Origin of the sequence: Pseudomonas sp. TAA207 (assembly GCF_001529285.1) — a bacterium.
Classification (GTDB): domain Bacteria; phylum Pseudomonadota; class Gammaproteobacteria; order Pseudomonadales; family Pseudomonadaceae; genus Aquipseudomonas; species Aquipseudomonas weihenstephanensis.
The window spans coordinates 1-22151 of record NZ_LLWJ01000068.1 but is presented as its reverse complement, the minus strand read 5'-3'; the positions used below and the strand labels follow the sequence as shown (position 1 = coordinate 22151).

23 protein-coding genes are annotated in these 22151 nt (G+C 58.9%); 5 read left to right on the top strand and 18 right to left on the bottom strand.

From position 1 onward, the window contains the following. Positions 1 to 2: 2 nt before the first annotated feature. Positions 3 to 746: a substrate-binding periplasmic protein gene (locus AP059_RS14670; protein ID WP_059764064.1), complete on the bottom strand. Its 744-nt coding sequence runs from the start codon at positions 744 to 746 to the stop codon at positions 3 to 5. A 142-nt stretch (positions 747 to 888) separates the two neighbouring features. On the opposite strand from AP059_RS14670, the gene dnaX reads away from it, so the two are divergent. The 3 genes from dnaX (at position 889) to recR (ending at position 4216) form a co-directional block, all read left to right on the top strand. Beyond that, positions 889 to 2946, top strand: coding sequence for a DNA polymerase III subunit gamma/tau (gene dnaX, locus AP059_RS14665; protein ID WP_059764062.1), 2058 nt, complete (start codon positions 889 to 891; stop codon positions 2944 to 2946). A 76-nt stretch (positions 2947 to 3022) separates the two neighbouring features. Beyond that, positions 3023 to 3361, top strand: coding sequence for a YbaB/EbfC family nucleoid-associated protein (locus AP059_RS14660; protein WP_048365718.1), 339 nt, complete (start codon positions 3023 to 3025; stop codon positions 3359 to 3361). Positions 3362 to 3613: 252 nt separating this feature from the next. Continuing rightward, a complete protein-coding gene (recR, locus tag AP059_RS14655; RefSeq protein ID WP_048365626.1) occupies positions 3614 to 4216 on the top strand; it encodes a recombination mediator RecR in 603 nt (200 codons plus the stop codon). Between the two features lie 171 nt (positions 4217 to 4387). Here the strand turns inward: recR and AP059_RS14650 are convergent, their stop codons facing one another. Both AP059_RS14650 and fnrA read right to left on the bottom strand, forming a co-directional pair. Continuing rightward, positions 4388 to 4933 carry an adenine phosphoribosyltransferase gene (locus AP059_RS14650; protein ID WP_059764059.1) on the bottom strand — a complete coding sequence of 182 codons (546 nt, stop codon included), beginning with the start codon at positions 4931 to 4933 and terminating at the stop codon, positions 4388 to 4390. A gap of 56 nt (positions 4934 to 4989) precedes the next feature. Further along, positions 4990 to 5724, bottom strand: a complete 735-nt coding sequence (gene fnrA, locus AP059_RS14645) for a Crp/Fnr family transcriptional regulator FnrA (RefSeq protein WP_048365628.1) — start codon at positions 5722 to 5724, stop codon at positions 4990 to 4992. Between the two features lie 150 nt (positions 5725 to 5874). Here fnrA and AP059_RS14640 point away from each other — a divergent pair, with 150 nt between their 5' ends. Continuing rightward, positions 5875 to 6354 carry a hypothetical protein gene (locus tag AP059_RS14640; protein ID WP_238938337.1) on the top strand — a complete coding sequence of 160 codons (480 nt, stop codon included), beginning with the start codon at positions 5875 to 5877 and terminating at the stop codon, positions 6352 to 6354. A 3-nt stretch (positions 6355 to 6357) separates the two neighbouring features. On the opposite strand, the gene hemN is transcribed toward AP059_RS14640, so the two are convergent. From hemN to ccoN (AP059_RS14565), 15 genes are all read right to left on the bottom strand, one after another. Further along, positions 6358 to 7740, bottom strand: a complete 1383-nt coding sequence (gene hemN, locus AP059_RS14635) for an oxygen-independent coproporphyrinogen III oxidase (protein WP_059764057.1) — start codon at positions 7738 to 7740, stop codon at positions 6358 to 6360. A gap of 308 nt (positions 7741 to 8048) precedes the next feature. Continuing rightward, positions 8049 to 8732, bottom strand: coding sequence for a sulfite exporter TauE/SafE family protein (locus AP059_RS14630; RefSeq protein WP_059764055.1), 684 nt, complete (start codon positions 8730 to 8732; stop codon positions 8049 to 8051). Then, positions 8725 to 8955, bottom strand: coding sequence for a cbb3-type cytochrome oxidase assembly protein CcoS (gene ccoS / locus AP059_RS14625; protein ID WP_059764053.1), 231 nt, complete (start codon positions 8953 to 8955; stop codon positions 8725 to 8727). Before ccoS ends, AP059_RS14630 begins: the two co-directional genes overlap by 8 nt. A 20-nt stretch (positions 8956 to 8975) precedes the next feature. Then, complete coding sequence (locus AP059_RS14620) at positions 8976 to 11426, bottom strand: heavy metal translocating P-type ATPase (protein ID WP_059764051.1); 2451 nt, start codon at positions 11424 to 11426, stop codon at positions 8976 to 8978. A gap of 105 nt (positions 11427 to 11531) precedes the next feature. Further along, entirely contained in the window at positions 11532 to 12071 is a 540-nt protein-coding gene (locus AP059_RS14615) for a FixH family protein (protein WP_048365633.1), read from the bottom strand. A gap of 12 nt (positions 12072 to 12083) precedes the next feature. Further along, complete coding sequence (gene ccoG, locus AP059_RS14610; protein ID WP_059764049.1) at positions 12084 to 13499, bottom strand: cytochrome c oxidase accessory protein CcoG; 1416 nt, start codon at positions 13497 to 13499, stop codon at positions 12084 to 12086. Between the two features lie 218 nt (positions 13500 to 13717). Continuing rightward, positions 13718 to 14119, bottom strand: a complete 402-nt coding sequence (locus AP059_RS14605) for a type II toxin-antitoxin system VapC family toxin (protein WP_059764047.1) — start codon at positions 14117 to 14119, stop codon at positions 13718 to 13720. Positions 14120 to 14163: 44 nt separating this feature from the next. Continuing rightward, the gene (ccoP, locus tag AP059_RS14600; RefSeq protein WP_059764045.1) at positions 14164 to 15141 is read right to left on the bottom strand and encodes a cytochrome-c oxidase, cbb3-type subunit III; all 978 of its coding nucleotides are present in this window, start codon (positions 15139 to 15141) and stop codon (positions 14164 to 14166) included. After that, the gene (locus tag AP059_RS14595) at positions 15138 to 15329 is read right to left on the bottom strand and encodes a cbb3-type cytochrome oxidase subunit 3 (protein ID WP_080960189.1); all 192 of its coding nucleotides are present in this window, start codon (positions 15327 to 15329) and stop codon (positions 15138 to 15140) included. The genes ccoP (AP059_RS14600) and AP059_RS14595 overlap by 4 nt, the downstream gene beginning before the upstream one ends. A gap of 5 nt (positions 15330 to 15334) precedes the next feature. Next, positions 15335 to 15943 carry a cytochrome-c oxidase, cbb3-type subunit II gene (gene ccoO / locus AP059_RS14590; protein ID WP_048365636.1) on the bottom strand — a complete coding sequence of 203 codons (609 nt, stop codon included), beginning with the start codon at positions 15941 to 15943 and terminating at the stop codon, positions 15335 to 15337. After that, complete coding sequence (ccoN, locus tag AP059_RS14585; protein ID WP_048365637.1) at positions 15943 to 17385, bottom strand: cytochrome-c oxidase, cbb3-type subunit I; 1443 nt, start codon at positions 17383 to 17385, stop codon at positions 15943 to 15945. Before ccoN (AP059_RS14585) ends, ccoO (AP059_RS14590) begins: the two co-directional genes overlap by 1 nt. A 480-nt stretch (positions 17386 to 17865) precedes the next feature. Beyond that, positions 17866 to 18804 carry a cytochrome-c oxidase, cbb3-type subunit III gene (gene ccoP / locus AP059_RS14580; RefSeq protein ID WP_048365638.1) on the bottom strand — a complete coding sequence of 313 codons (939 nt, stop codon included), beginning with the start codon at positions 18802 to 18804 and terminating at the stop codon, positions 17866 to 17868. Beyond that, positions 18801 to 18992 (bottom strand): cbb3-type cytochrome oxidase subunit 3, encoded by a 192-nt coding sequence (locus tag AP059_RS14575; RefSeq protein WP_082149327.1) that lies wholly within the window; start codon positions 18990 to 18992, stop codon positions 18801 to 18803. The genes ccoP (AP059_RS14580) and AP059_RS14575 overlap by 4 nt, the downstream gene beginning before the upstream one ends. 15 nt (positions 18993 to 19007) lie before the next feature. After that, positions 19008 to 19616, bottom strand: a complete 609-nt coding sequence (gene ccoO, locus AP059_RS14570) for a cytochrome-c oxidase, cbb3-type subunit II (protein WP_048365640.1) — start codon at positions 19614 to 19616, stop codon at positions 19008 to 19010. A 10-nt stretch (positions 19617 to 19626) separates the two neighbouring features. Then, the gene (ccoN, locus tag AP059_RS14565) at positions 19627 to 21051 is read right to left on the bottom strand and encodes a cytochrome-c oxidase, cbb3-type subunit I (RefSeq protein WP_048399153.1); all 1425 of its coding nucleotides are present in this window, start codon (positions 21049 to 21051) and stop codon (positions 19627 to 19629) included. Positions 21052 to 21124: 73 nt separating this feature from the next. On the opposite strand from ccoN (AP059_RS14565), the gene AP059_RS14560 reads away from it, so the two are divergent. Next, a complete protein-coding gene (locus AP059_RS14560) occupies positions 21125 to 21811 on the top strand; it encodes an alpha/beta family hydrolase (protein WP_059764043.1) in 687 nt (228 codons plus the stop codon). Positions 21812 to 22151: the final 340 nt, after the last annotated feature.

Sequence of the window (22151 nt, the reverse complement as noted above, 5' to 3'; positions counted from 1 at the left end):
CCTCAAGGCGCGGAGGGCGTGGTATAGCGGGCGATGATGCGCTCAATCTCGCCCGAATCGCGCATGTTCACCAAGGTGTCGAGGATCCGCCCGGTTGCCAGGTGCGGATCGTTACGCACCATGCAGCTCAGCCGTTGTTCCTGGATCAGCGCCACGCTGTGCAGTTGATCCGTCTGTTGGCGGCTTTTATTGACCCAATCCAGCGCCCATTGATTGCTCACGGCGTAGTCAAAACGCCTGGCAATCAGCATTTGCAAGACTTGCTCCTGGCTGCGTGCGTCATCGCGGTGCAGCTTTGCCGCGTCAAACAAAGGCTGCAATGAGGGGTAGGTGTAGCTCAGCACCGTGCCGATTGATTGCTGGGGCAGCGTTTGCACGTTGACCGGGTTGAGGTGTTTGCGCGTGCTAACCAATACATCGCGCTGCTCCAGAAGCGGTTCGCTCCACAGGTAGTTGCGGGCACTGTGGCCTACCCAGGCGGGTGCGACAAAGCAGCGAATATCCACTTCGCCATGCTCCATTGCGCTCTGCACCCGTGCTCGGGCCAGGACTTGGAACTGCGCGGGTTGCCCGAGGTGGTGTGCCAGGCTGAGTATCAGGTCATAGAGGATGCCTGAGGTGGGTTGGCCGTCTGTGACCTCGATCATCGGCATGGCCCAGCTATCGGCTACCGCCACGCGCAAGGCAGCCGAGTGAGCTTGACCGGTCATCACCGCGAGCAGCAAAGCACACAGGATCAAACGCATACAGTCTCCGCCAGGTGGCCTGAGAGAGCTAAATAGCCCGCTAGAGAGCAGCATAGTCAGAATAGGCGGCCACACCGGATGCAATTTTGGCCTTGCTCCGCTAGCATTAGCGCCTTCTGCTTTTCAGACGCGACGGTTATCAATGAGTTATCAGGTTCTTGCACGTAAATGGCGTCCGCGCTCGTTCCGCGAAATGGTCGGCCAGACCCATGTGCTCAAGGCTCTGATCAATGCCCTGGACAGTCAGCGCTTGCATCACGCCTACCTGTTTACCGGTACCCGTGGCGTGGGCAAGACCACCATTGCGCGGATCATCGCCAAATGCCTGAACTGTGAAACAGGTATCACCTCGACCCCGTGCGGCGAGTGTTCGGTGTGCCGCGAAATCGACGAAGGCCGGTTTGTTGACCTGATCGAGATCGACGCCGCCAGCCGCACCAAGGTCGAAGACACCCGTGAGCTGCTCGATAACGTGCAGTACGCACCGAGCCGTGGGCGCTTCAAGGTCTACCTGATCGACGAAGTGCACATGCTCTCCAGTCACTCGTTCAATGCGTTGCTCAAAACCCTTGAAGAGCCGCCGCCCTACGTCAAGTTCATCCTGGCGACCACCGATCCGCAAAAGCTGCCAGCGACCATTTTGTCCCGTTGCTTGCAGTTTTCGCTCAAGAACATGACCCCTGAGCGTGTGGTTGAGCATTTGAGCCACGTGCTCAGTGTCGAAAACATCCCTTTTGAAGATGACGCGTTGTGGTTGTTGGGCCGTGCAGCCGACGGCTCGATGCGCGATGCCATGAGCCTGACCGATCAGGCCATCGCATTTGGCGAAGGCAAAGTGCTGGCGGGCGATGTGCGCGCCATGCTCGGCACGCTGGATCACGGCCAGGTGTTTGACCTGTTGCATGCCTTGATCGAAGGCGATGCGCGCGCGCTGCTTGAAGCCGTGCGTCACCTGGCCGAGCAGGGGCCTGACTGGAACGGCGTGCTGTCAGAAATCCTCAACGTGTTCCATCGCGTGGCCATTGCCCAGGCATTGCCTGAAGGCCTGGACAACGGCCACGGCGACCGCGACCGGGTGTTGGCGCTGGCCAGCGCTCTGCCCGCCGAAGACGTGCAATTTTATTATCAGATGGGCTTGATTGGCCGCCGTGACTTGCCGCTCGCGCCCGACCCGCGAGGTGGCTTTGAGATGGTGCTGCTGCGCATGCTGGCTTTCCGCCCCGCAGGCACCGCGGATGCGCCCAGTCAGCCGCTAAAGCCAGTGGGGATCAGCCAGGCCACAGTTGATTCCACCTCACCTGTGGCGGCGACTGCGACTGCGGCAGTCGCTGCGCCTGCGCCTGCGCCTGTCGCAGCGCCTGTACCCGAGGCAGCTGCGCAACCTGCTCCGACGCCAGCCCCTGTGGTGGAGGCAGCGGCGCCTGTGGTTGCCGAAATCGACTTGCCCTGGAACGAGCCAGCTGCGCCAGTGATTGAGCACGAGGCGCCCCCTGAGCCGGTGCTGGACACCGTCAGCGAGCAGCCAGAGTTGCCGCCGATGCCGTTGCCGACTCCGGACAGCGTGGTGCCGGACGCTCCCGAGTGGAGCGCGGCGCCGATGCCGCAGCCAACACCTGAGCAGGTCGACGCCGCGTTGTCGGGCATGGACCGCGATGACGAGCCGCCACTGGACGAAGATTACATTGAACCGGACATGGACTCGGCGGCTTACAGCTACCTCGACGAGTTGGCCAGTGAGCATGCGGCGCAACCTGCGCCAGAGCCTGAGCCGCTGCCTGCTTCCATGCCAGCGACGGGCCTGGCCCTTGAATGGCTGAACCTGTTCCCCCAATTACCGGTATCGGGGATGACGGCGAGTATCGGTGCCAACTGCACGCTGATCGCGGTCGAGGGCGATGACTGGCTGCTGCACCTTGACCCGGCACACAGCGCACTGTTTAACGCGACTCAGCAGCGTCGGCTCAATGACGCGCTGAACCAGCACTTGCAGCGCACCCTCAAGGTCACCATCGAGCTGATCAAGCCTGAGCAAGAAACCCCGGCGCAAGCCGCTTCACGTTTGCGTGCCGAACGTCAGCGCCTGGCCGAAGAATCGATTTATGCGGACCCGCTGGTCCAGCAAATGATTAAACAGTTCGACGCCTCGGTGCGTGACGATACGATCCAACCTGTCGACGTCATCGAGGCTCAGGCCTCTTGACGCAGGGTCAACCCTTACAGCTCGTGGCCGATAGGGCCATGAGTACATTGTGCAAATACAGATTGAGGTGATTCCCATGATGAAAGGTGGCATGGCCGGCCTGATGAAGCAGGCGCAGCAGATGCAAGAAAAAATGGCCAAGATGCAGGAAGAGTTGGCCAACGCAGAAGTCACCGGCAAGGCCGGTGGCGACATGGTGAGCGTGGTGATGACCGGTCGTCACGACATCAAGCGCGTGAGCATTGACCCAAGCCTGCTCGAAGGCGTGAGCGACGATGATCGCGAAGTGCTGGAAGACTTGTTCGCGGCAGCGGTAAACGACGCTGTTCGCAAGATCGAAGCCAACAGCCAGGACAAAATGAGCGGCGTGACCTCTGGCATGCAATTGCCACCGGGCATGAAACTGCCGTTCTAAAGCCCTTTAAAAAAGCCAGGCCGATCGCGCCTGGCTTTTTTTTGCCCGCGTACCCGCAGCCGCAGGCGGCGTCTGATTGCGAAGCGATCATAAACCTGAGCCCGCACACTTACTGAACCGCTTCAATCGCAGCCTCGTACTGCTCGTCAGAGGGCACAGCCTGGCTGCCCACGTCAGCGTGTCTACAAGATTTGACGCTGTTCCATGCGGCGGGTATAAACCGCCTCTCGTTGTTTTGTCGGACTTTTCCTTATGAGCTTTAGCCCCCTGATTCGCCAACTGATCGATGCCTTGCGCACTTTGCCGGGGGTTGGTCAAAAGACCGCGCAGCGCATGGCCTTGCAGTTGCTGGAGCGTGATCGCAGTGGCGGCTCGCGTTTGGCGCTGGCACTGAGCCAGGCGATGGAGGGTGTTGGGCACTGCCGATTGTGCCGCACGCTGACCGAAGATGACTTATGTCCGCAATGCGCCGACGTGCGTCGTGACGACACGCTGCTGTGTGTGGTGGAAGGGCCGATGGACGTGTATGCCGTTGAACAAACCGGTTATCGAGGGCGTTATTTCGTACTCAAGGGGCACTTGTCGCCGCTTGACGGCCTGGGGCCTGAGGCGATTGGCATCCCGCAACTGATGGCACGCATTGACGGGCAGGGCAGTTTTACCGAAGTGATTCTGGCCACCAACCCGACCGTCGAAGGTGAAGCCACCGCGCACTACATTGCCCAGCTGTTGAGCAGCAAAGGCCTGATCGCATCGCGCATCGCACACGGTGTGCCGCTGGGTGGCGAGCTGGAACTGGTGGATGGCGGGACGCTGGCGCACTCATTCGCCGGGCGTAAACCCATCGCCCTGTAACGTCTGAGGCGCAGCGCGAGGCGATCGTAAACGTTGGTCTGCTGCACCACGTTGAGTGGTTTTACGACGACTTTATCGCCGATCGCAGCCTCGTGTTACTCGTCAGCGCCTACAGGTTTATGCGTGCGATACCGACAACGGTGCAAGTCATCACGCGCTTGTTTCAGGGCGTTATTGCGTCAATGAAAATGCGGTCAGGCTGAAGGTTGGTACGCCGATGTCGTTCAGGCGCTCAGAGCCGCCCAGTTCCGGGAGGTCGATAATGGCCGCCGCTTCGAACACCGTCGCGCCCATGCGTCGCGCCAGAGTGGCCGCCGCGATCAACGTTCCGCCCGTGGCAATCAGGTCATCCACGATCAGCAGCGAATCCCCTTCGCACAAACTGTCGGCATGCACTTCCAGAAACGCTTCGCCATATTCCGTTTGATAGCCTTCGGCTAGTACGTTGGCTGGCAGCTTGCCTTGCTTACGAAACAGAATCAGAGGCTTGTTCAACTGATGGGCCAGCACCGAGCCAATCAAAAAGCCACGCGCATCCATCGCTCCGATGTGGCTGAAATCAGCTTCGACATAGCGTTCGATAAAGGTGTCGGCGATCACGCGCATGGCGCGCGGCGATTGGTAAAGCGGGGTAATGTCACGAAAGATCACGCCCGGCTTGGGGAAGTCAATGACCGGGCGAATCAGGGATTTGAGGCAAAAGTCGTTGAAGACCATTAGGCAGATGTCCTGGCATGCGTTAAGCGCGCCAGTATAGTCGCTATTGACCTGTTTTAGACTTCCATGGCGCCGCCAGCGAGGGCGCACAGTTGAATCGGATCGAGGATGTGGATTTCTTTGCCTTCGGCGGCCAGCAGTTCATTTTGCTGGAAGCGGGTAAAGACGCGCGAGACGGTTTCTACCGCCAAACCGAGGTAATTGCCGATTTCGTTACGCGACATGCTCAAGCGGAACTGATTGGCTGAGAAGCCGCGTGCACGGAAGCGCGCCGACAAATTCACCAAAAAGGTGGCAATGCGCTCATCAGCGGTTTTTTTCGACAGCAACAGCATCATTTGCTGATCGTCACGGATTTCACGGCTCATCACACGCATCAATTGGCGACGTAGCTGAGGCAGTTGCAGCGCCAGTTCGTCCAGGCGCTCGAAAGGGATCTCGCACACCGAGGTGGTTTCCAGTGCCTGCGCCGAGACCGGATACGTTTCGGTGTCCATGCCCGACAAGCCGACCAGCTCACTCGGCAAATGGAAACCGGTGATCTGCTCTTCGCCACTGTCGCTCAAGCTGAAGGTTTTAAGTGCGCCAGAACGTACTGCGTATACCGAGCCAAACGTGTCGCCCTGGCGAAACAGGAACTCGCCTTTTTTCAGCGGGCGGCCTCGCTTGACGATCTCATCCAACGCATCCATGTCTTCCAGATTCAACGAAAGTGGCAAACAAAGAGGGGCCAGGCTGCAATCCTTGCAGTGGGCCTGGGTATGAGCGCGCAGTTTTACTGGCTCGGACATTTCTTAAATCCTTGTGGGAAAACACACATAAGACGCAAGGGTACCCCAGCTAAGGAGTCGAGGCCAGCGCGCCATTTCAGAGCGCTGAGCTCAAGATATGCAGGATTTGGCCGACACAATTGTTATCGCTTAACCACGGGAGCAGGGAAGATGTCGTCGATGGGTGGAATTACCGTTAGCCAGAGTGGCATGTTGCCAGTCTACGAGCGGACCAAGATTAGCGAAGTGGCGCCTGCTGCCGACAAAGCGCCCAAGCTGGATGCGGACACCGGTGCGCCTGTTGAAGGGGTCAAAGTGACGATCTCGGGGGCCGCCCTGAAGACCGCGAGCGCTCAGAAAAGCCAGGACAATGACATTGCAGAAAGTGGCTTGTCTGATCAGGTGCAGAAAATTCTGAAGATGATTCGCGAACTCAAAAAGCAGATCGCCGAGAAGCAGGCGCAGTTGCAGCAAGTAATGACCAACAAGAGCCTTAGCCCTGAGCAAGCCAATGCCCAGGCCAGTGCGCTGCAATCAGCCATTTCTGTGCTCAATGCCGCATTGATGACGGCCATTTCAAGCCTGAACGAAGCCATGAAGGACTCGAGCGCGGACGACGCGGTCAAAGCCTCTTCATTGGCGGCGAAGTAGCGGTTAAATCACGCGCGAAAAACGCTGGCGGTTTTGTTGCTCAAGGTAGGCGTCAAACACCATGCACACCGAGCGCACCAACAACCGCCCAGCGGGCAGTACCGTCAATTGGTCACTGTCCAGAGCAATCAGGCCGTCGGCTGCCATTTTTTCCAAGGCCGGCCACTGGGCCGCAAAATACCCTCTGAAGTCGATATTGAATGCCTGCTCAATGCGCGCAAACGGCAAGTGCAGGTTGCAAATGATTTGCTGAATGACTTCGCGTCGGAGTCGGTCATCCTGGTTACAGATCAAGCCACGACTGGTGGCGAGCTGAGCGCTGGCCAAACTGTTTTGATAGTGCGTGATGTCGCTGTGGTTCTGGCAGTACAGGTCGCCGATCTGGCTGATGGCCGAGACGCCCAGCCCAACCAGATCGCAATGCCCGTGGGTGGTGTAGCCCTGGAAGTTGCGCTGCAAGGTGGCTTCTTCCTGAGCGATGGCCAGTTCGTCATCGGGCAGCGCAAAGTGATCCATGCCGATGTAGCGATAACCCGCTTTGAGCAATTGCTCAATGGTGTTTTCCAGCATCTGCAACTTGGCAGCGGGGGTGGGCAGGTCGCTGACATCGATCCGCCGTTGGGGCATGAAACGCTCGGGTAAGTGCGCGTAGTTGAACACCGACAAACGGTCTGGTTGCAGGGTGATGACTTCATCCACGGTGCGGGCAAAGGCTTCAGGTGTTTGCTTGGGCAGGCCGTAGATCAGGTCGATATTGATCGAGCGAAACTGCAGCGTGCGCGCGGCATCAATCACGGCGCGGGTTTCTTCCAGGCTTTGTAAGCGGTTAACGGCTCGCTGTACCTGCGGGTCGAGGTCTTGCAGGCCGATGCTCACGCGGTTGAAGCCCAGCTCACGCAACAGGCCCATGGTCGACCAGTCGGCTTCGCGCGGGTCAATTTCGATGCCGTAATCACCCGAATCATCGTCGTGCAAATTGAAATGCTGACGCAGCTTGGCCATCAATTGGCGCAGTTCGTCATGGCTGAGAAACGTCGGTGTGCCGCCGCCAAAGTGCAACTGTTCGACCTTTTGCTTGGGGTCGAGGTGGCAGGCAATGAGTTGTATTTCTTGCTCCAGACGTTGCAGATAAGGTTGTGCGCGGCCTCTGTCCTTGGTCACGACTTTGTTGCAGGCGCAGTAATAGCAAATGTTCGCGCAGAACGGCACGTGGACGTACAAAGACACAGGGCGCAACGCTTTGCGGCTTTCGCGCAACGCGTGCAGCAGATCAAACGGGCTGACCTGGCTGTTGAACTGCATCGCTGTGGGATACGAGGTATAGCGCGGTCCGGCCATGTCGTAACGGCGAATTAAATCTGAGTCCCAACGAATGGCGTCGAGCATGCGGGCATTCCCCCGGGATGGCTGGCAATGAACGCGAGTCTAGGGGGTGGGTCACTGTTGCATCTTGATTTGCATCAAGAGCTGTGCTTGGCGGGCAGGTTCTCGCGGGTGCCTGTAGCCGCTGACGAGCAGCACCCGTTTAACCATCCGATGCGGTGCTTGCAAGACACCGCAGTCTTTGGGTTTACCACGGTTACGCACTCCTAAACCCTGTAGCCGCTGACGAGCAGCGCGAGGCTGCGTCCGGCTGCACAGCAGTCGTAAAACCATTTGTCGAGGTGAACCAGGCCTGCGTCACGCGCGCAGGTTTAATGGCCCATCAGCCAATGCTGGTGCGGGCCGGGCAGGGTCCAAATACCAAACAGGATCACCAGCAACCCGCCAGCCATGCGCACGCTGCGCTTGCGCAGCAGCGCCGTGACGCGTTCAGCCGCCAGCCCGGTGGCAAGCAACACCGGCCAGGTGCCCAGGCCAAACGCAAGCATCAGCAGCGCACTGTCGGTCGCACTGCCCTGGCTGGCCGACCAGATCAGGGTGCTGTAAACCAGGCCGCACGGCAGCCAGCCCCACAGCGCGCCCAGCAATAAGGCGCGCGGCAAACTCGACACAGGCAGCAGGCGTGTCGCGAGTGGCTGGATATGTCGCCACAGCCCGCGCCCCAGGCTTTCGATGCGCGTCAGGCCGCTCCACCAGCCTGCCAGGTACAAGCCCATGCAAATCAGCAATACCCCGGCAAGGATGCGCATAAACAGCGCCGCCGGGCTGTTGGCAACGGCCCATCCCGCTAAACCGAGCAGTAAACCCGCCGCGGCATAGCTGAGGATTCGACCCACGTTGTAGGCCAATAGCAGCCTGAAGCGTCGGCTGCGTTGCTCTTTAGGAATGGCCAGCGTCAGTGCGCCCATCAGTCCGCCGCACATGCCCAGGCAATGGCCGCCACCCAGCAGGCCCAGAATGAGCGCAGATGCCAGAAGCGGTGCCAGCTCAAGCATGGGGAGGGGTCTTGTGGTCGGCTTCTTTGAGTGACGCGCTGGGCTGACCTTTGGCTTCTTCCACGGCGGCAGTGTGTTGTGGGTCCTGGTCATCAAACAGGATGCTGTGCGCCGGGCTGTCGAGGTCATCGTACTGGCCGCTGTCCACGGCCCAGAAGAAAATGTAGATGGCAATCGCGACAATCAGCAAGGCCGCAGGAATCATGATGTAAAGCGCTGGCATATGAGCTCCAGACGACCGGTTCAGGCCGGCAGCGGATGAGTGTCGAGGGTGGGCTGGGGGCTGACCGGCTTCGGCATGCGGGTCAGGCGCAAGGCATTGAGCACCACGGTCAGTGAACTGATGGACATGCCGACGGCCGCCCATACCGGGGTGATCCAGCCCAGTGCCGCAAACGGCAGCATAAGCCCGTTATACAGGCCCGCCCACAACAGGTTTTCGATAATAACCCGACGTGTGCGCCGCGCGAGGGTGAATGCTTGCACCAAAGCCTCCAGGCGGTTTGACAGCAACACCGCGTCCGCGCTGGTTTTGGCCAGGTCGGTGGCGGACCCCATCGCCACGCTGATGTCTGCGGCCGCCAGTACGGGGACGTCGTTCACCCCGTCGCCGAGCATCAATACTTTGCGGCCCTGAGCATGCAGCTGTTGCAGCACGTGCAATTTGTCATCCGGGCGCAAGCCGCCCCTGGCTTCATCGATGCCCAGTTCAGCGGCCACGCTGGCGACCATGGGCGAGGTGTCGCCCGACAGCAGCAGTGTGCGCCAACCGCGTGCTTTGCAGGCCGCCAACAAGGCCGGTGCATCGGCGCGCAAGCGGTCATCCAGCACGAACCAGGCCAGCGGGCCGTGCGCATCGCCCAGCAGCAACCATTGGCCGGGTTCTTGCGGCATGTCAGGTACTGGGCTTTGGCTGATCTCGCACACGAAGCCCGCTTGCCCGATGCGCAAGCGTTGCTCGCCCACCCGCCCTTCAAGGCCAAGGCCGGCGGTACTGAGCACATCTGAGGCGGCCAACGGTGCCCGGCCAAACGCACGAGCAATCGGGTGTTCGGAGCGGTTCTCCAGTGCGGCGGCCAGGCCCAGGCAGTGATCGCTGTCCAGGTCGCGCAAGGGGCGAATGGCGCGCAAGGCCAGACGGCCTTCGGTCAAGGTGCCGGTTTTGTCGAAAATCACCGTATCGATTTGATTCAGCCCTTCAATCACATGCCCGCGAGTCAGCAGCAAGCCCAGTTTGTGCAGGGTGCCTGTGGCGGCCGTGAGTGCGGTCGGGGTGGCCAGTGACAGTGCGCAGGGGCAGGTTGCCACCAGCATGGCCAGCACAATCCAGAAGGCGCGAGACGGGTCCAGCTGCCACCACAGCAGACCAATCGCCGCCGCCGCGATCAGCGAAAACAGCAGGAACCATTGCGCGGCCTTGTCGGCGACTTCGGCCAGGCGCGGCTTTTCGCTTTGCGCGCGGTCCAGCAAGCGCACGATGGCTGAGAGGCGTGTGTCTTGGCCCAGGGCCAGTACTTCAATCGTCAGAGCGCCGTCGACATTCAGCGTGCCCGCCGTCACGGCATCGCCGATGCTACGTGGCTGTGGCAAGTACTCGCCGGTCAGCAGCGACTCGTCGATGCTTGACTGGCCGTCCAGAATCTTGCCATCGGCTGGCAGAATGGCGCCGGGGTGAACCAGTACGTGATCGCCGACCTTGAGTTCGGTCAGCAGGATGCGTTCGCTTTGGCCGTCGCCGCTTAAGCGCAGGCAAGAGGCGGGCAGCAGATTGACCAATTGCGCGGTGGCGGCGGCAGTGCGCTCGCGGGCGCGGCGTTCCAGGTAGCGACCGGCCAGCAGGAACAGGGCAAACATGCCCACGGCATCGAAGTACAGTTCGCCAATGCCGGTAATCGCAGTCCAGATGCCAGCGATGTAAGCGCCGCCGATGGCCAGCGACACCGAGACATCCATGGTCAGATGCCGGGTGCGCAGGTCGCGCATGGCGCCTTTGAAGAACGGCGCGCAACTGTAAAACACAATCGGCGTGGTCAGAAACAGGGCGACCCAGCGCAAGATGGTGTGCATCTCGGGGCTGAGATCGATATTGAATTCGGGCCAAGTGGCCATCGTTGCCATCATGGCTTGAAACCACAACAGCCCGGCGACACCCAGTTGGCGCAAGGCCAGGCGATTTTCACTGGCCAGTTGCTCGGTAGCACGGTCAGCTTGATACGGGTGCGCGGCGTAACCGATGTGCCGCAGTTCGTTGAGCAGCTCACTGAGGGGCAATTGGCTGTCTGCCCAACGCACGTGCAGGCGGTGATTGGACAGATTGAGCCGCGCCTCGCTGACGACTGGCAAAAGGCGCAGGTGTTTTTCGATCAGCCAGCCACACGCCGCGCAGCTGATGCCTTCTATCAACAGTGTGGTTTCGGCCTGCTCGCCGTCGTGCCTTACAAACGGTTTTTGCACGTCGGCGCGGTCGTACAGCGCCAGCTCTTCGAGCAGTTGCACAGGCAGCGCGTCGGGGTTGGCTGAAGCTTCGCTGCGGTGCTGGTAATAGCTTTCAAGACCGCCCGCGACGATAGCTTGGGCCACGGCCTGGCAGCCTGGACAACAGAACTCGCGGGTTTCACCGAGCACAATTGCAGTGAATCGACTGCCGGACGGGACGGGCAGGGCGCAGTGATAGCAGGGAACAGGAGTGGTCATGGCGGTCTGTCGCGAGGTTATGCGCTTGAAAGTACGTCATTGCGGGCACGCCCGCCCTTGCAGGGTTCGCGTATCCCTGAAAGGGCGGGCGTGCCGGCAACGGGTTTACTTCTTGTGGTCTTCAGCGCCTTGAAGCGGCTCGTCACCCAATAGCAGGTCTTTGTCGTGGCCGACTTCTTCCTCTTCAAACAGACGCCAGGTCTTGCCGTCTTCAACGCCCAGCAATTCAACGAAGCGACGTCCTTCAACCTTGTCATCCAGTTGGCCGATGTAGCGGCCCGGTTCCGACTCGCTTTGGGTCATTGCAATCTTGCGGTCTTTTTCTGGCTGAGTAGGTGAGATCAGGCTCAAATCAAGGGTTTTGGGCTGGCTGTTGCCTTCAAGCACGAGCACCACTTCGCCAGTCATGCCGTCCAGGTGCAGCTTGGCTTTGAGGTTCAGGTTCTGGCCCAGCAGCTCACGGTCCAATGAGCGATTGATGCCTTTGCCCGCTTCGTAATAGTTGTCGTTGACCAGGTGGTCGGGGTTGTTCACCGCAATGGTCACCATCGACAGGGTCAGCGTTACCGAGCACGCCAGAATGGCAATGATGATCCACGGCCACAGGTGTTTGTACCAAGGGCTGTAGGGTTTTGGTGCTGGCATGGCAAGGCTCTCTTATCTGATTTGTGGGCCGATGAAGCGGCTCTTGGCTTTAACGTTAATGTCGTTGTTGTCTGCATCTTTGAGGATGAAGAACACTTCGTTGGTGCTGGACGGTAGCGCTTCGGGTGCAATCGACAGTTCAACCGGCAAGCTGACGATATCGCCCGCGGCGACCTTGATCTCGCGTTTGCCTTGCAGCTTGAGGTCAGGCAGACCGGCGGCCTCCAGCACATACGTGTGGTCGTGTTGGTCCTTGTTCATGATTTTCAGGCTGTAAACGTTTTCGATCCGTCCTTCAGCGTTCTCGCGGTACAGCACGCGGTCTTTGCTGACATCGAAGCCCACCAGGCTGCGAGTGAAGAACGCGGCTGCCAACAGGCCCATCATGGTCAGCAGCACCAGTGCATAGCCAATCAGTCGTGGCCGCAACTTATGGGTCTTCTGGCCGGAGAGGTTGTGCTCAGTGGTGTAGCTGATGAGGCCACGCGGGTAGTTCATCTTGTCCATGATGCTGTCGCAGGCATCGATACAGGCGGCGCAGCCGATGCATTCGATCTGCAAGCCGTCACGGATATCGATGCCGGTCGGGCAGACCTGCACGCACATGGTGCAATCGATGCAGTCGCCCAGCCCCATGGCTTTGTAGTCCGCATCTTTTTTGCGCGGGCCACGCACTTCGCCGCGACGCGGGTCGTATGAAACGATGAGTGTGTCTTTGTCGAACATCACGCTCTGGAAGCGCGCATACGGGCACATGTAAATACACACTTGCTCGCGCAGCCAACCCGCGTTGCCGTAGGTGGCGAGGGTGAAAAAGCCGACCCAGAAATAGGCCCAGCCATCGGCTTGGCCAGTGAAGAAGTCGATCACCAGTTCGCGGATGGGTGAGAAGTAGCCGACAAAGGTCATGCCGGTCACAAAACCGATGAGCAACCACAGGCTGTGCTTGCTGAACTTACGCAAAAATTTGTTGGCGCTCATCGGCGCCTTGTCGAGCTTGATGCGCTGGTTGCGGTCGCCCTCGGTGACTTTTTCGCACCACATGTACACCCAGGTCCAGACGCTTTGCGGGCAGGTGTAGCCGCACCACACGCGTCCTGCGTACACGGTAATGAAGAACAGGCCAAAGGCGGCGACGATCAGCAAGCCCGACAGCAGGATGAAATCCTGTGGCCAGAAGGTCGCACCAAAAATAAAGAATTTACGCTCTGGCAGGTTCCACCAGACGGCCTGATGGCCCCCCCAGTTGAGCCAGACGGTGCCGAAATACAACAGAAAAAGCCCGGCGCCGCCCACCATTCGCAGGTTGCGAAACAGGCCGGTGAATGCGCGGGTGTAGATTTTTTCCCGGGCTGCGTAGAGGTTGACGCTTTCAGGTGCCTTCTTGGCAGGTGGCGTTACGTCGTGTACAGGAATCTGATTGCTCATTAGTGCGTCCCACGGCAGTGGAAAAATGCCACGACCAGTACGTGCCGGCCGCAGTCAGAAGGTGTTGCAGTGGCGTAATGATACGCCTGTGACTCTAGCTCAAGGGTGCGACCTTTGGTCGCGTTCCGGAAAGCAGCAAGTTGGTATAGCAGTTGTAACAAGTCGTGACACAGATCAATTGACTTCAGTCCAGGGCTGAGGTGCGCCAGTGCTCTGAATCAAGCCTCCCAAGAGTTCAAAACCGGGGCACCACTGAAGGTAAAGTCTTTAGTGTTGCGGGTCACCACGGTCATGCCGTGTACCAGTGCAGTGGCTGCGATCAAGGCATCGCATTCATTGCAGCGGTCGGGCACATGCAAGCGGGCGCAGCGTCTGGCAGCACTCGCGTCAATCGACAGCACGCGCCCGGCGAAGGCTGGGACTACATGGTGTTCAAGCCAGCTTCGCAAGGGGGCTGCCTGAGCAGGATCACGTCGTTCAAGGCGCAGGATTGCGGTTTCTAGCTCAAGCAGGGTAATGGCTGAAATGTACAGTTTGTTAGCCGCAATGCTGCACGCCCACGCCACGACAGCGGGCTCGGCTTGCTTAAAAACGCGACTGAAACAAAAAAGCCCCGCCAGCGATTGCTGACGGGGCTGTTTTTTGCCGGCTTTAAACAGCCGTGTTATTCAGCTGCCTTGGCGTCTTCACCATGGGACAAGCTGTAAACGTAAGCGGCCAGCAGGTGAACCTTATCGTTCCCTTGCAGGTCGGCTTGAGCAGGCATCTGGCCCTGACGGCCGTAACGGATGGTCTGCTGCAATTGCGCAAAGCTGGAACCATAAATGAACGCGCCCGGATGAGTCAGGTTGGGTGCGCCCATCAGTGGATTGCCCTTGCCATCCGGGCCGTGACACACGGCGCAGTTGGTGGCAAACAGTTCCTTGCCTTTGGCCGGGTCGGCTTTGGCGCCTTCTGGCAATTTACGGCCATCCAGTTGGGTCAGTACGTAAGCGGCTACGTCGCTGACACCTTGTTCACCAATGACTTCAGACCAGCCTGGCATGACCGCATGACGGCCGCCCATTATCGTGGTCTTGATTTCTTCCGGGCTACCGCCCCAGCGCCAGTCGGCGTCGGTCAGGTTGGGGAAGCCGTAAGCGCCTTTAGCGTCAGAACCGTGGCACACCGAGCAGTTGGAGGCGAACAGGCGGCCACCCATCTTCAGCGCTTGCGGATCTTTAGCCACTTCTTCAATGGGCATGGCAGCGAATTTGGCGAAGATCGGACCAAACTTGGCGTCCGCCTTGGCCATTTCCTTTTCCCACTCGTGAACACCGGTCCAGCCCGTCTGGCCATTGGCAAACGGTGTTTCCTTTTGCGTGTCCAAGTGCTGGTAGCCCGGCAGCAGGCCTTTCCAGTTACCCAGCCCCGGGTAAAGTACCAGGTAGCCCAAGGCAAAAATCACGGTGCCCACAAACAACATGAACCACCATTTCGGCATCGGGTTGTCGTACTCCTCAATCCCGTCGTAAGAGTGCCCAACTGTCTCGTCAGTCTGCTCGCTGCGTTGGCCCTTTCGGGTGGCCAGCAACAACCAGGTCAAGGCGAAGATGGTACCCAGAGTGAGGACTGTGACGTACAGACTCCAGAACGTAGTCATTCTTTGTTACTCCTAGAAGCTTGCTCTTGCTCGACGTGCTTGATGGCTTCGGGATCATCCTTGAACGGCAATAAGGTTGCGTCTTCAAATTCTGACTTGCGTCGCGGGCTGAACACCCACAGCGCCAAACCGATAAAAGCCACCATCACGACGACAGTGCCCAGGCCACGAATCATCCCGATATCCATCTAGATCACCGTTTGCTTTTGATGATGGTGCCCAAGCCCTGGAGGTAAGCCACCAGTGCGTCCATTTCGGTTTTGCCTTTCACTGCATCCTTGGCGCCGGCGATGTCTTCGTCGGTGTAAGGGACGCCGAGCGTGCGCAAGACTTCCATTTTTTTCGCGGTGTCCTTGCCGTCCAGCTTGCGTTCAACGAGGAACGGGTAGGCTGGCATGACTGACTCGGGCACTACGTTGCGCGGGTTGTACAGGTGAGCACGCTGCCAGTCATCAGAGTAACGACCGCCGACACGGGCCAGGTCCGGGCCGGTACGTTTGGAGCCCCACAGGAACGGGTGATCCCACACGCTTTCACCGGCTACCGAGTAGTGGCCATAGCGTTCGGTTTCGGCACGGAACGGGCGAATCATCTGCGAGTGGCACTGAACGCAGCCGTTGGCGATGTAGATGTCACGGCCTTCAAGCTCGAGGGCAGGGCGCGGCTTCATGCCTTCGACGGGCGTGTTGGTCACGTCCTGGAAGAACAGCGGAACGATTTGGGTCAGGCCGCCAATACTGACGGCGATGACCATGAAGAAGGCCATCAGGCCAATATTCTTCTCGACTGTTTCGTGCTTCATCAGTGGGCTCCAACTACAGCGATCTTGGTCGCTGCTTCAGCTTCTACCGGGTTCGAGGCGCGTACGGTACGGAACACGTTATAGGCCATGAACAGCATGCCGCTGGCGAAGAAAGCACCGCCGATGGCGCGAACGATAAAGCCAGGGTGGCTGGCTTGCAGCGCTTCGACGAACGAGTAGGTCAGCGTGCCGTCGTCGTTGATGGCGCGCCACATCAGGCCCTGGGTGATGCCATTGACCCACATCGAGGCGATGTACAGCACGGTGCCGATGGTCGCGAGCCAGAAGTGCGTGTTGATCAGGCTGGTGCTGAACATCGCTTTCTGCCCGTAGAGGCGAGGAATCATGTGGTACAGGGCGCCAATCGAAATCATCGCTACCCAGCCCAGCGCGCCAGCGTGAACGTGGCCGATGGTCCAGTCGGTGTAGTGCGACAGCGAGTTGACGGTCTTGATGGCCATCATCGGGCCTTCGAAGGTCGACATGCCGTAGAACGCCAGTGATACCACGAGGAAGCGCAGGATCGGGTCGGTGCGCAGCTTATGCCAGGCGCCCGACAGGGTCATCATGCCGTTGATCATGCCGCCCCAGCTGGGTGCCAGCAGGATGATCGACATCGCCATGCCCAGCGACTGCGCCCAGTCTGGCAGTGCGGTGTAGTGCAAGTGGTGCGGACCGGCCCAGATGTACAGGGTAATCAGTGCCCAGAAGTGCACGATCGACAAACGATACGAGTAGATCGGACGTTCAGCTTGCTTGGGTACGAAGTAGTACATCATCCCCAGGAAGCCGGTGGTCAGGAAGAAACCTACGGCGTTGTGGCCATACCACCACTGAATCATGGCGTCAGTCGCACCGGCGTATGCCGAGTAGGACTTGAAAAGACTCACAGGCAAGGAGGCGTGGTTGACGATATGCAGCATGGCCGTGACGACAATGAATGCACCGTAAAACCAGTTACCCACATAAATGTGCTTGGTTTTGCGCTTGGTAATAGTGCCGAAGAACACAATGCCGTAGACCACCCAGACGATGGCCAGCAGGATAGCCAAAGGCCATTCCAGCTCTGCGTATTCTTTGGTCGTGGTGTAGCCCAGCGGCAGCGTGATCAAGGCACCGACAATCACAGCTTGCCAGCCCCAGAAGGTGAAGGCCGCGAGGGTGTCGGAGATCAGGCGCGTTTGGCAGGTGCGCTGCACGACGTAATAAGAGGTGGCGAACAATGCACAACCGCCGAAGGCGAAAATCACCAGGTTGGTGTGCAAAGGACGTAGACGGCCGAAGGTCGTCCACTCAAGGCCAAGGTTTAATTCAGGCCACACAAGTTGTGAAGCGATGAAAACCCCGAGCCCCATGCCAAGGATCCCCCAGACCACCGTCATGATGGCGAACTGGCGGACTACCTTATAGTTATAAGCAGTCGGACTGATTGCTGTGCTCATTCTAAGGTTCCACGGTTTAGGTGTTTTATTAGGAGTAAAAATCGGGCGCAAGTATGTATAAAGCGTAGGGTTATTGCAACGCAGCATGACCTCGGTCAATGCTTTCCAACGCTGATTCTGCGCCCTTTCCACACGTATCGTAGGGTCAAATTCGACCGCGAAAATTTAGCGTGTGGCGCACGCAGGCGAAGGGGAAGGTGGCGGTTAAAACCGGGTGGGGATAAGGCACGGCGACATCATGGCGAAGACCGCAATCGATGACAGCCGGTATAAACCCACCAGTGTGGCCCGTATCACTGCCCTTCAACTTACCGATTTTTTTCACTTGACCTGAATACGGCGTAGGCCGAATCCCAGAACTAAGAGCTTAGTCCTGAATGGCGAGAGAGCAATGAGGGAGGGGGGAGGGGTGCGACACTTGGTCGCGCTTTGGGGCGGGAACTGCCGCACCAAAATGATGCGGCAGGAAATGTCCGGAAATTATTCCGCTGATTTTTCCTCTTGCTTACCGTGCGACAAGCTGAACACGTATGCCGCCAGCAGTTGCACTTTGTCATTGCCCAACAATTCGTTTTGCGCAGGCATGTGGCCCTGACGACCGTGACGAATGGTTTGCTGCAATTGCGCCAGGCTGGTGCCATAGATGAACGCGGCCGGTTGCGTCAGGTCAGGTGCACCCATGATCGGTGTGCCTTTGCCCGTTGCGCCGTGGCACGCCACGCAAGTGGTGTCGAACGCTTGCTTGCCTGCGGCCAGATCGACCGCAGTACCTTGCGGCAGTGGCAGGCCAGCCAGGTCGTGACGTACATAAGCCGCTACGTTCTTGACCCCGTCTTCACCCAGCACTTCACCCCAGGCAGGCATGGCTGCCATGCGTCCGCCCATGATAGTGGCCTTGATGGTGTCGGCATCGCCGCCCCAGCGCCATGAGTTATCAGCCAGGTTGGGGAAGCCGAAGGCACCCTTGGCATCCGAGCCGTGGCACACCGAGCAGTTTGAGGCAAACAGGCGACCGCCCATTTTCAACGCTTTAGGGTCCTGAGCCACTTGCTCTACAGGCATGGCGGCGTACTTGGCGAAAATAGGCCCGAACTTGGCGTCTGCCTTGTCCATCTCTTTTTGCCATTCGTTGACCCCGGTCCAGCCATCTTCATAACCCGGCAGCAGGCCCTTCCAGTTGCCCAGGCCGGGGTAGAGGATCAGATAACCCACGCCAAACACCAGGGTGGCAACGAACAACATGAACCACCACTGCGGCAGCGGGTTGTCGTATTCCTCGATGCCATCAAAGGCGTGCCCCATGGTCTCGACGGTTTCGCTCTTGGTTTCACCCTTGCGCGTACCAACCAGCAGCCAAGTCAGGCCGATCAGCGTGCCGATGGTCAGCACGCAGATATAGATACTCCAGAAGGTGGTCATGCGTTGTTACTCCTAGACGCTTGTTCTTGCTCGACGTGTTTGATGGCTTCTGGATCGTCCTTGAATGGCAGTAAGGTCGCGTCTTCGAATTCGGACTTGCGCCGCGGGCTGAACACCCACAACGCCAGGCCGATAAACGCCACGGCCACGACGACAGTGCCCAGGCCGCGAATCATTCCACTACTCATCTCCAAAACCATGGCTCACCTCTTGCTCTTGATGGCAGTGCCCAGGCCCTGCAAGTAAGCCACCAACGCGTCCATTTCGGTCTTGCCCTTGACTGAGTCCTTGGCTGCGGCGATGTCTTCGTCGGTGTACGGCACGCCCATCATGCGCATCACTTCAAGCTTCTTGCGGGTGTGGCTGTCGTCTACCGGCGTGGCCACCAGCCAAGGGTAGGCGGGCATTTTCGACTCAGGCACTACGTTGCGCGGGTTGTACAAGTGCGCGCGGTGCCAGTCATCCGAGTAACGACCGCCAACGCGGGCAAGGTCCGGGCCTGTACGCTTGGAGCCCCACAGGAACGGGTGATCCCAGACGCTCTCACCGGCAACCGAGTAGTGACCATAACGCTCGGTTTCGGCACGGAAAGGGCGAATCATCTGCGAGTGACACTGCACGCAGCCTTCACGGATATAGATGTCACGCCCTTCCAGTTGCAGTGCGGTGTAAGGCTTCATGCCCTCCACCGGGGTGTTGGTCACGTCTTCAAAGAACAGCGGCACGATCTGCGTCAGACCGCCCACACTCACACACAGAATCATCAGCAACAGCATCAGGCCGATGTTCTTCTCTACGACTTCATGTTTCATGGCGAACTCCTCAGGCCATCTGCGCGGCGGCTACGACTTCAGCGGGCTCGGCGTTACGCACGGTGCGCCAAGTGTTGTAAGCCATCAGCAACATGCCGCTGAGGAAAATTGCCCCACCGATCAGTCGCACCACAAAGCCAGGGTGGCTGGCCACCAGGGTTTCGACGAAGGAGTAAGTCAGCGTGCCGTCTTCGTTGACTGCGCGCCACATCAGGCCTTGAGCGATGCCGTTGACCCACATCGAGGCGATGTACAGCACGGTGCCGATGGTTGCCAGCCAGAAGTGCGCGTTGATCAAGCCCAGGCTGTACATCTGCGGGCGGCCGAAAATTTTCGGGATCATGTGGTACAGGGCGCCAATCGAAATCATCGCTACCCAGCCCAGCGCACCGGCGTGTACGTGACCAATGGTCCAGTCGGTGTAGTGGGAGAGGGCGTTGACGGTCTTGATTGCCATCATCGGGCCTTCGAAGGTCGACATGCCGTAGAACGCCAGTGACACCACCAAAAAGCGCAGGATCGGGTCGCTGCGCAACTTATGCCACGCACCTGACAGGGTCATCATGCCGTTGATCATGCCGCCCCAGCTGGGTGCCAGCAGAATCAGTGACATCACCATGCCCAGCGACTGTGCCCAGTCCGGCAGTGCGGTGTAGTGCAAGTGGTGCGGACCGGCCCAGATATAGAGAGTGATCAGCGCCCAGAAGTGCACGATAGACAGGCGATAGGAGTAGATCGGACGTTCGGCCTGTTTCGGCACGAAGTAGTACATCATCCCCAGGAAGCCAGCAGTCAGGAAAAAGCCTACGGCGTTGTGGCCGTACCACCACTGCACCATGGCGTCAGTGGCGCCACCGTAAAGTGAGTAGGACTTGGTGAAGCTGACCGGGATTTCCAGGTTGTTAACGATGTGCAAAATCGCCACGGTCACGATAAACGCGCCGAAGAACCAGTTGCCCACGTAGATGTGCTTGGTCTTGCGCTTCATGATCGTGCCGAAGAACACGATGGCATAGGCGACCCAGACGATGGTGATCAGAATGTCGATCGGCCATTCCAGCTCGGCGTATTCCTTGGAACTGGTGTAACCGAGCGGCAGGCTGATCGCGGCCAGCAAAATCACCAACTGCCAACCCCAAAAGGTGAACGCGGCGATTTTAGGTGCGAACAGGGTCGCCTGGCAGGTGCGTTGCACCGAGTAGAACGACGATGCGAACAGTGCGCAGCCGCCGAAAGCGAAGATCACGGCGTTGGTGTGCAGAGGGCGCAGGCGCCCGAAACTTGTCCAAGGCAGATTGAAGTTAAGTTCTGGCCAGACCAACTGCGCGGCGAGAAAAACGCCGAGCCCCATACCGACGATGCCCCAAACCACCGTCATAATGGCAAATTGGCGGACCACCTTGTAGTTGTAGGCGGTACTTGTAGAAGTGTTCATGGTTCCCCATCCACGGATCAGGCGCGTACAAACGCGCGCCTGGAGTTATAAGCAGACTAAAAGCGAGGCAAGCATGGGCGTAGCGGGTGATGTCGGTATTGACAGGGATCAATGGGCGCAGCGCGTGCAGCAGCGAGGTTGGCTGTGGAACTGCGCACCAATCACCCCTGCTGCGACCTTGATCCTGGCGCATGGCGCAGGCGCGCCGATGGACAGCGTGTGGATGAACGAAATGGCTGAACGCCTTGCTGCTCGCGGGGTCAGCGTCCTGCGCTTCGAGTTTGCGTACATGGCTCAGCGCAGGCTCGATGGTGGCAAAAGGCCTTCCAATCAGCAGATAAAACTGCTTGAGTGCTGGAGCGAGGTATATGAAGAGGTGCGACGGCATGTCGCTGGGCCATTGGCCATTGGCGGCAAATCCATGGGCGGGCGCATGGCCAGTTTGCTGGCGGATGCGCTACACGCAGATGGTTTGGTGTGTTTGGGCTATCCGTTCTACGCCGTGGGTAAACCCGAGAAGCCCCGTGTGGCGCATCTGGCCGATATAAACACCCCGACGTTGATCGTGCAGGGTGAACGGGATGCGTTGGGCAACCGTGAAGCCGTGGAGGCTTACACACTGTCACCGCGCATTGACGTGATGTGGTTGGTGGCGGGCGATCACGACCTCAAGCCGCTCAAGGCCTCGGGCTTCACCCATGAGCAGCACCTGGATGCGGCTGCGGATCATATTGCGAGCTGGTTGCGCAGCCATGTTTGATACAACAGCGATAAATCATGCGTAGAGGTTGGTGCGCTGTGAACGCAAAACCTGTTGATCGTAAAACCGACCACTGCGCAGTGCCTGACACTCGAGGATGTAGGTCTTACGACGGCTACGCCGCCGAACGCAGCCTTCGGCAGCGGCTACAAGAGCGATAAATCATGCGCAGGCGTTTGTGCGCTGTGAACGCAAAACCTGTAGTCGCTGACGAGTAGTGCGAGGCTGCGTCCGGCTTCTACGCAGTGCCTGACACTCGAAGGTGAAGGTCTTACGACGGCTACGCCGCCGAACGCAGCCTTCGGCAGCGGCTACAAGAGCGATAAATCATGCGCAGGCG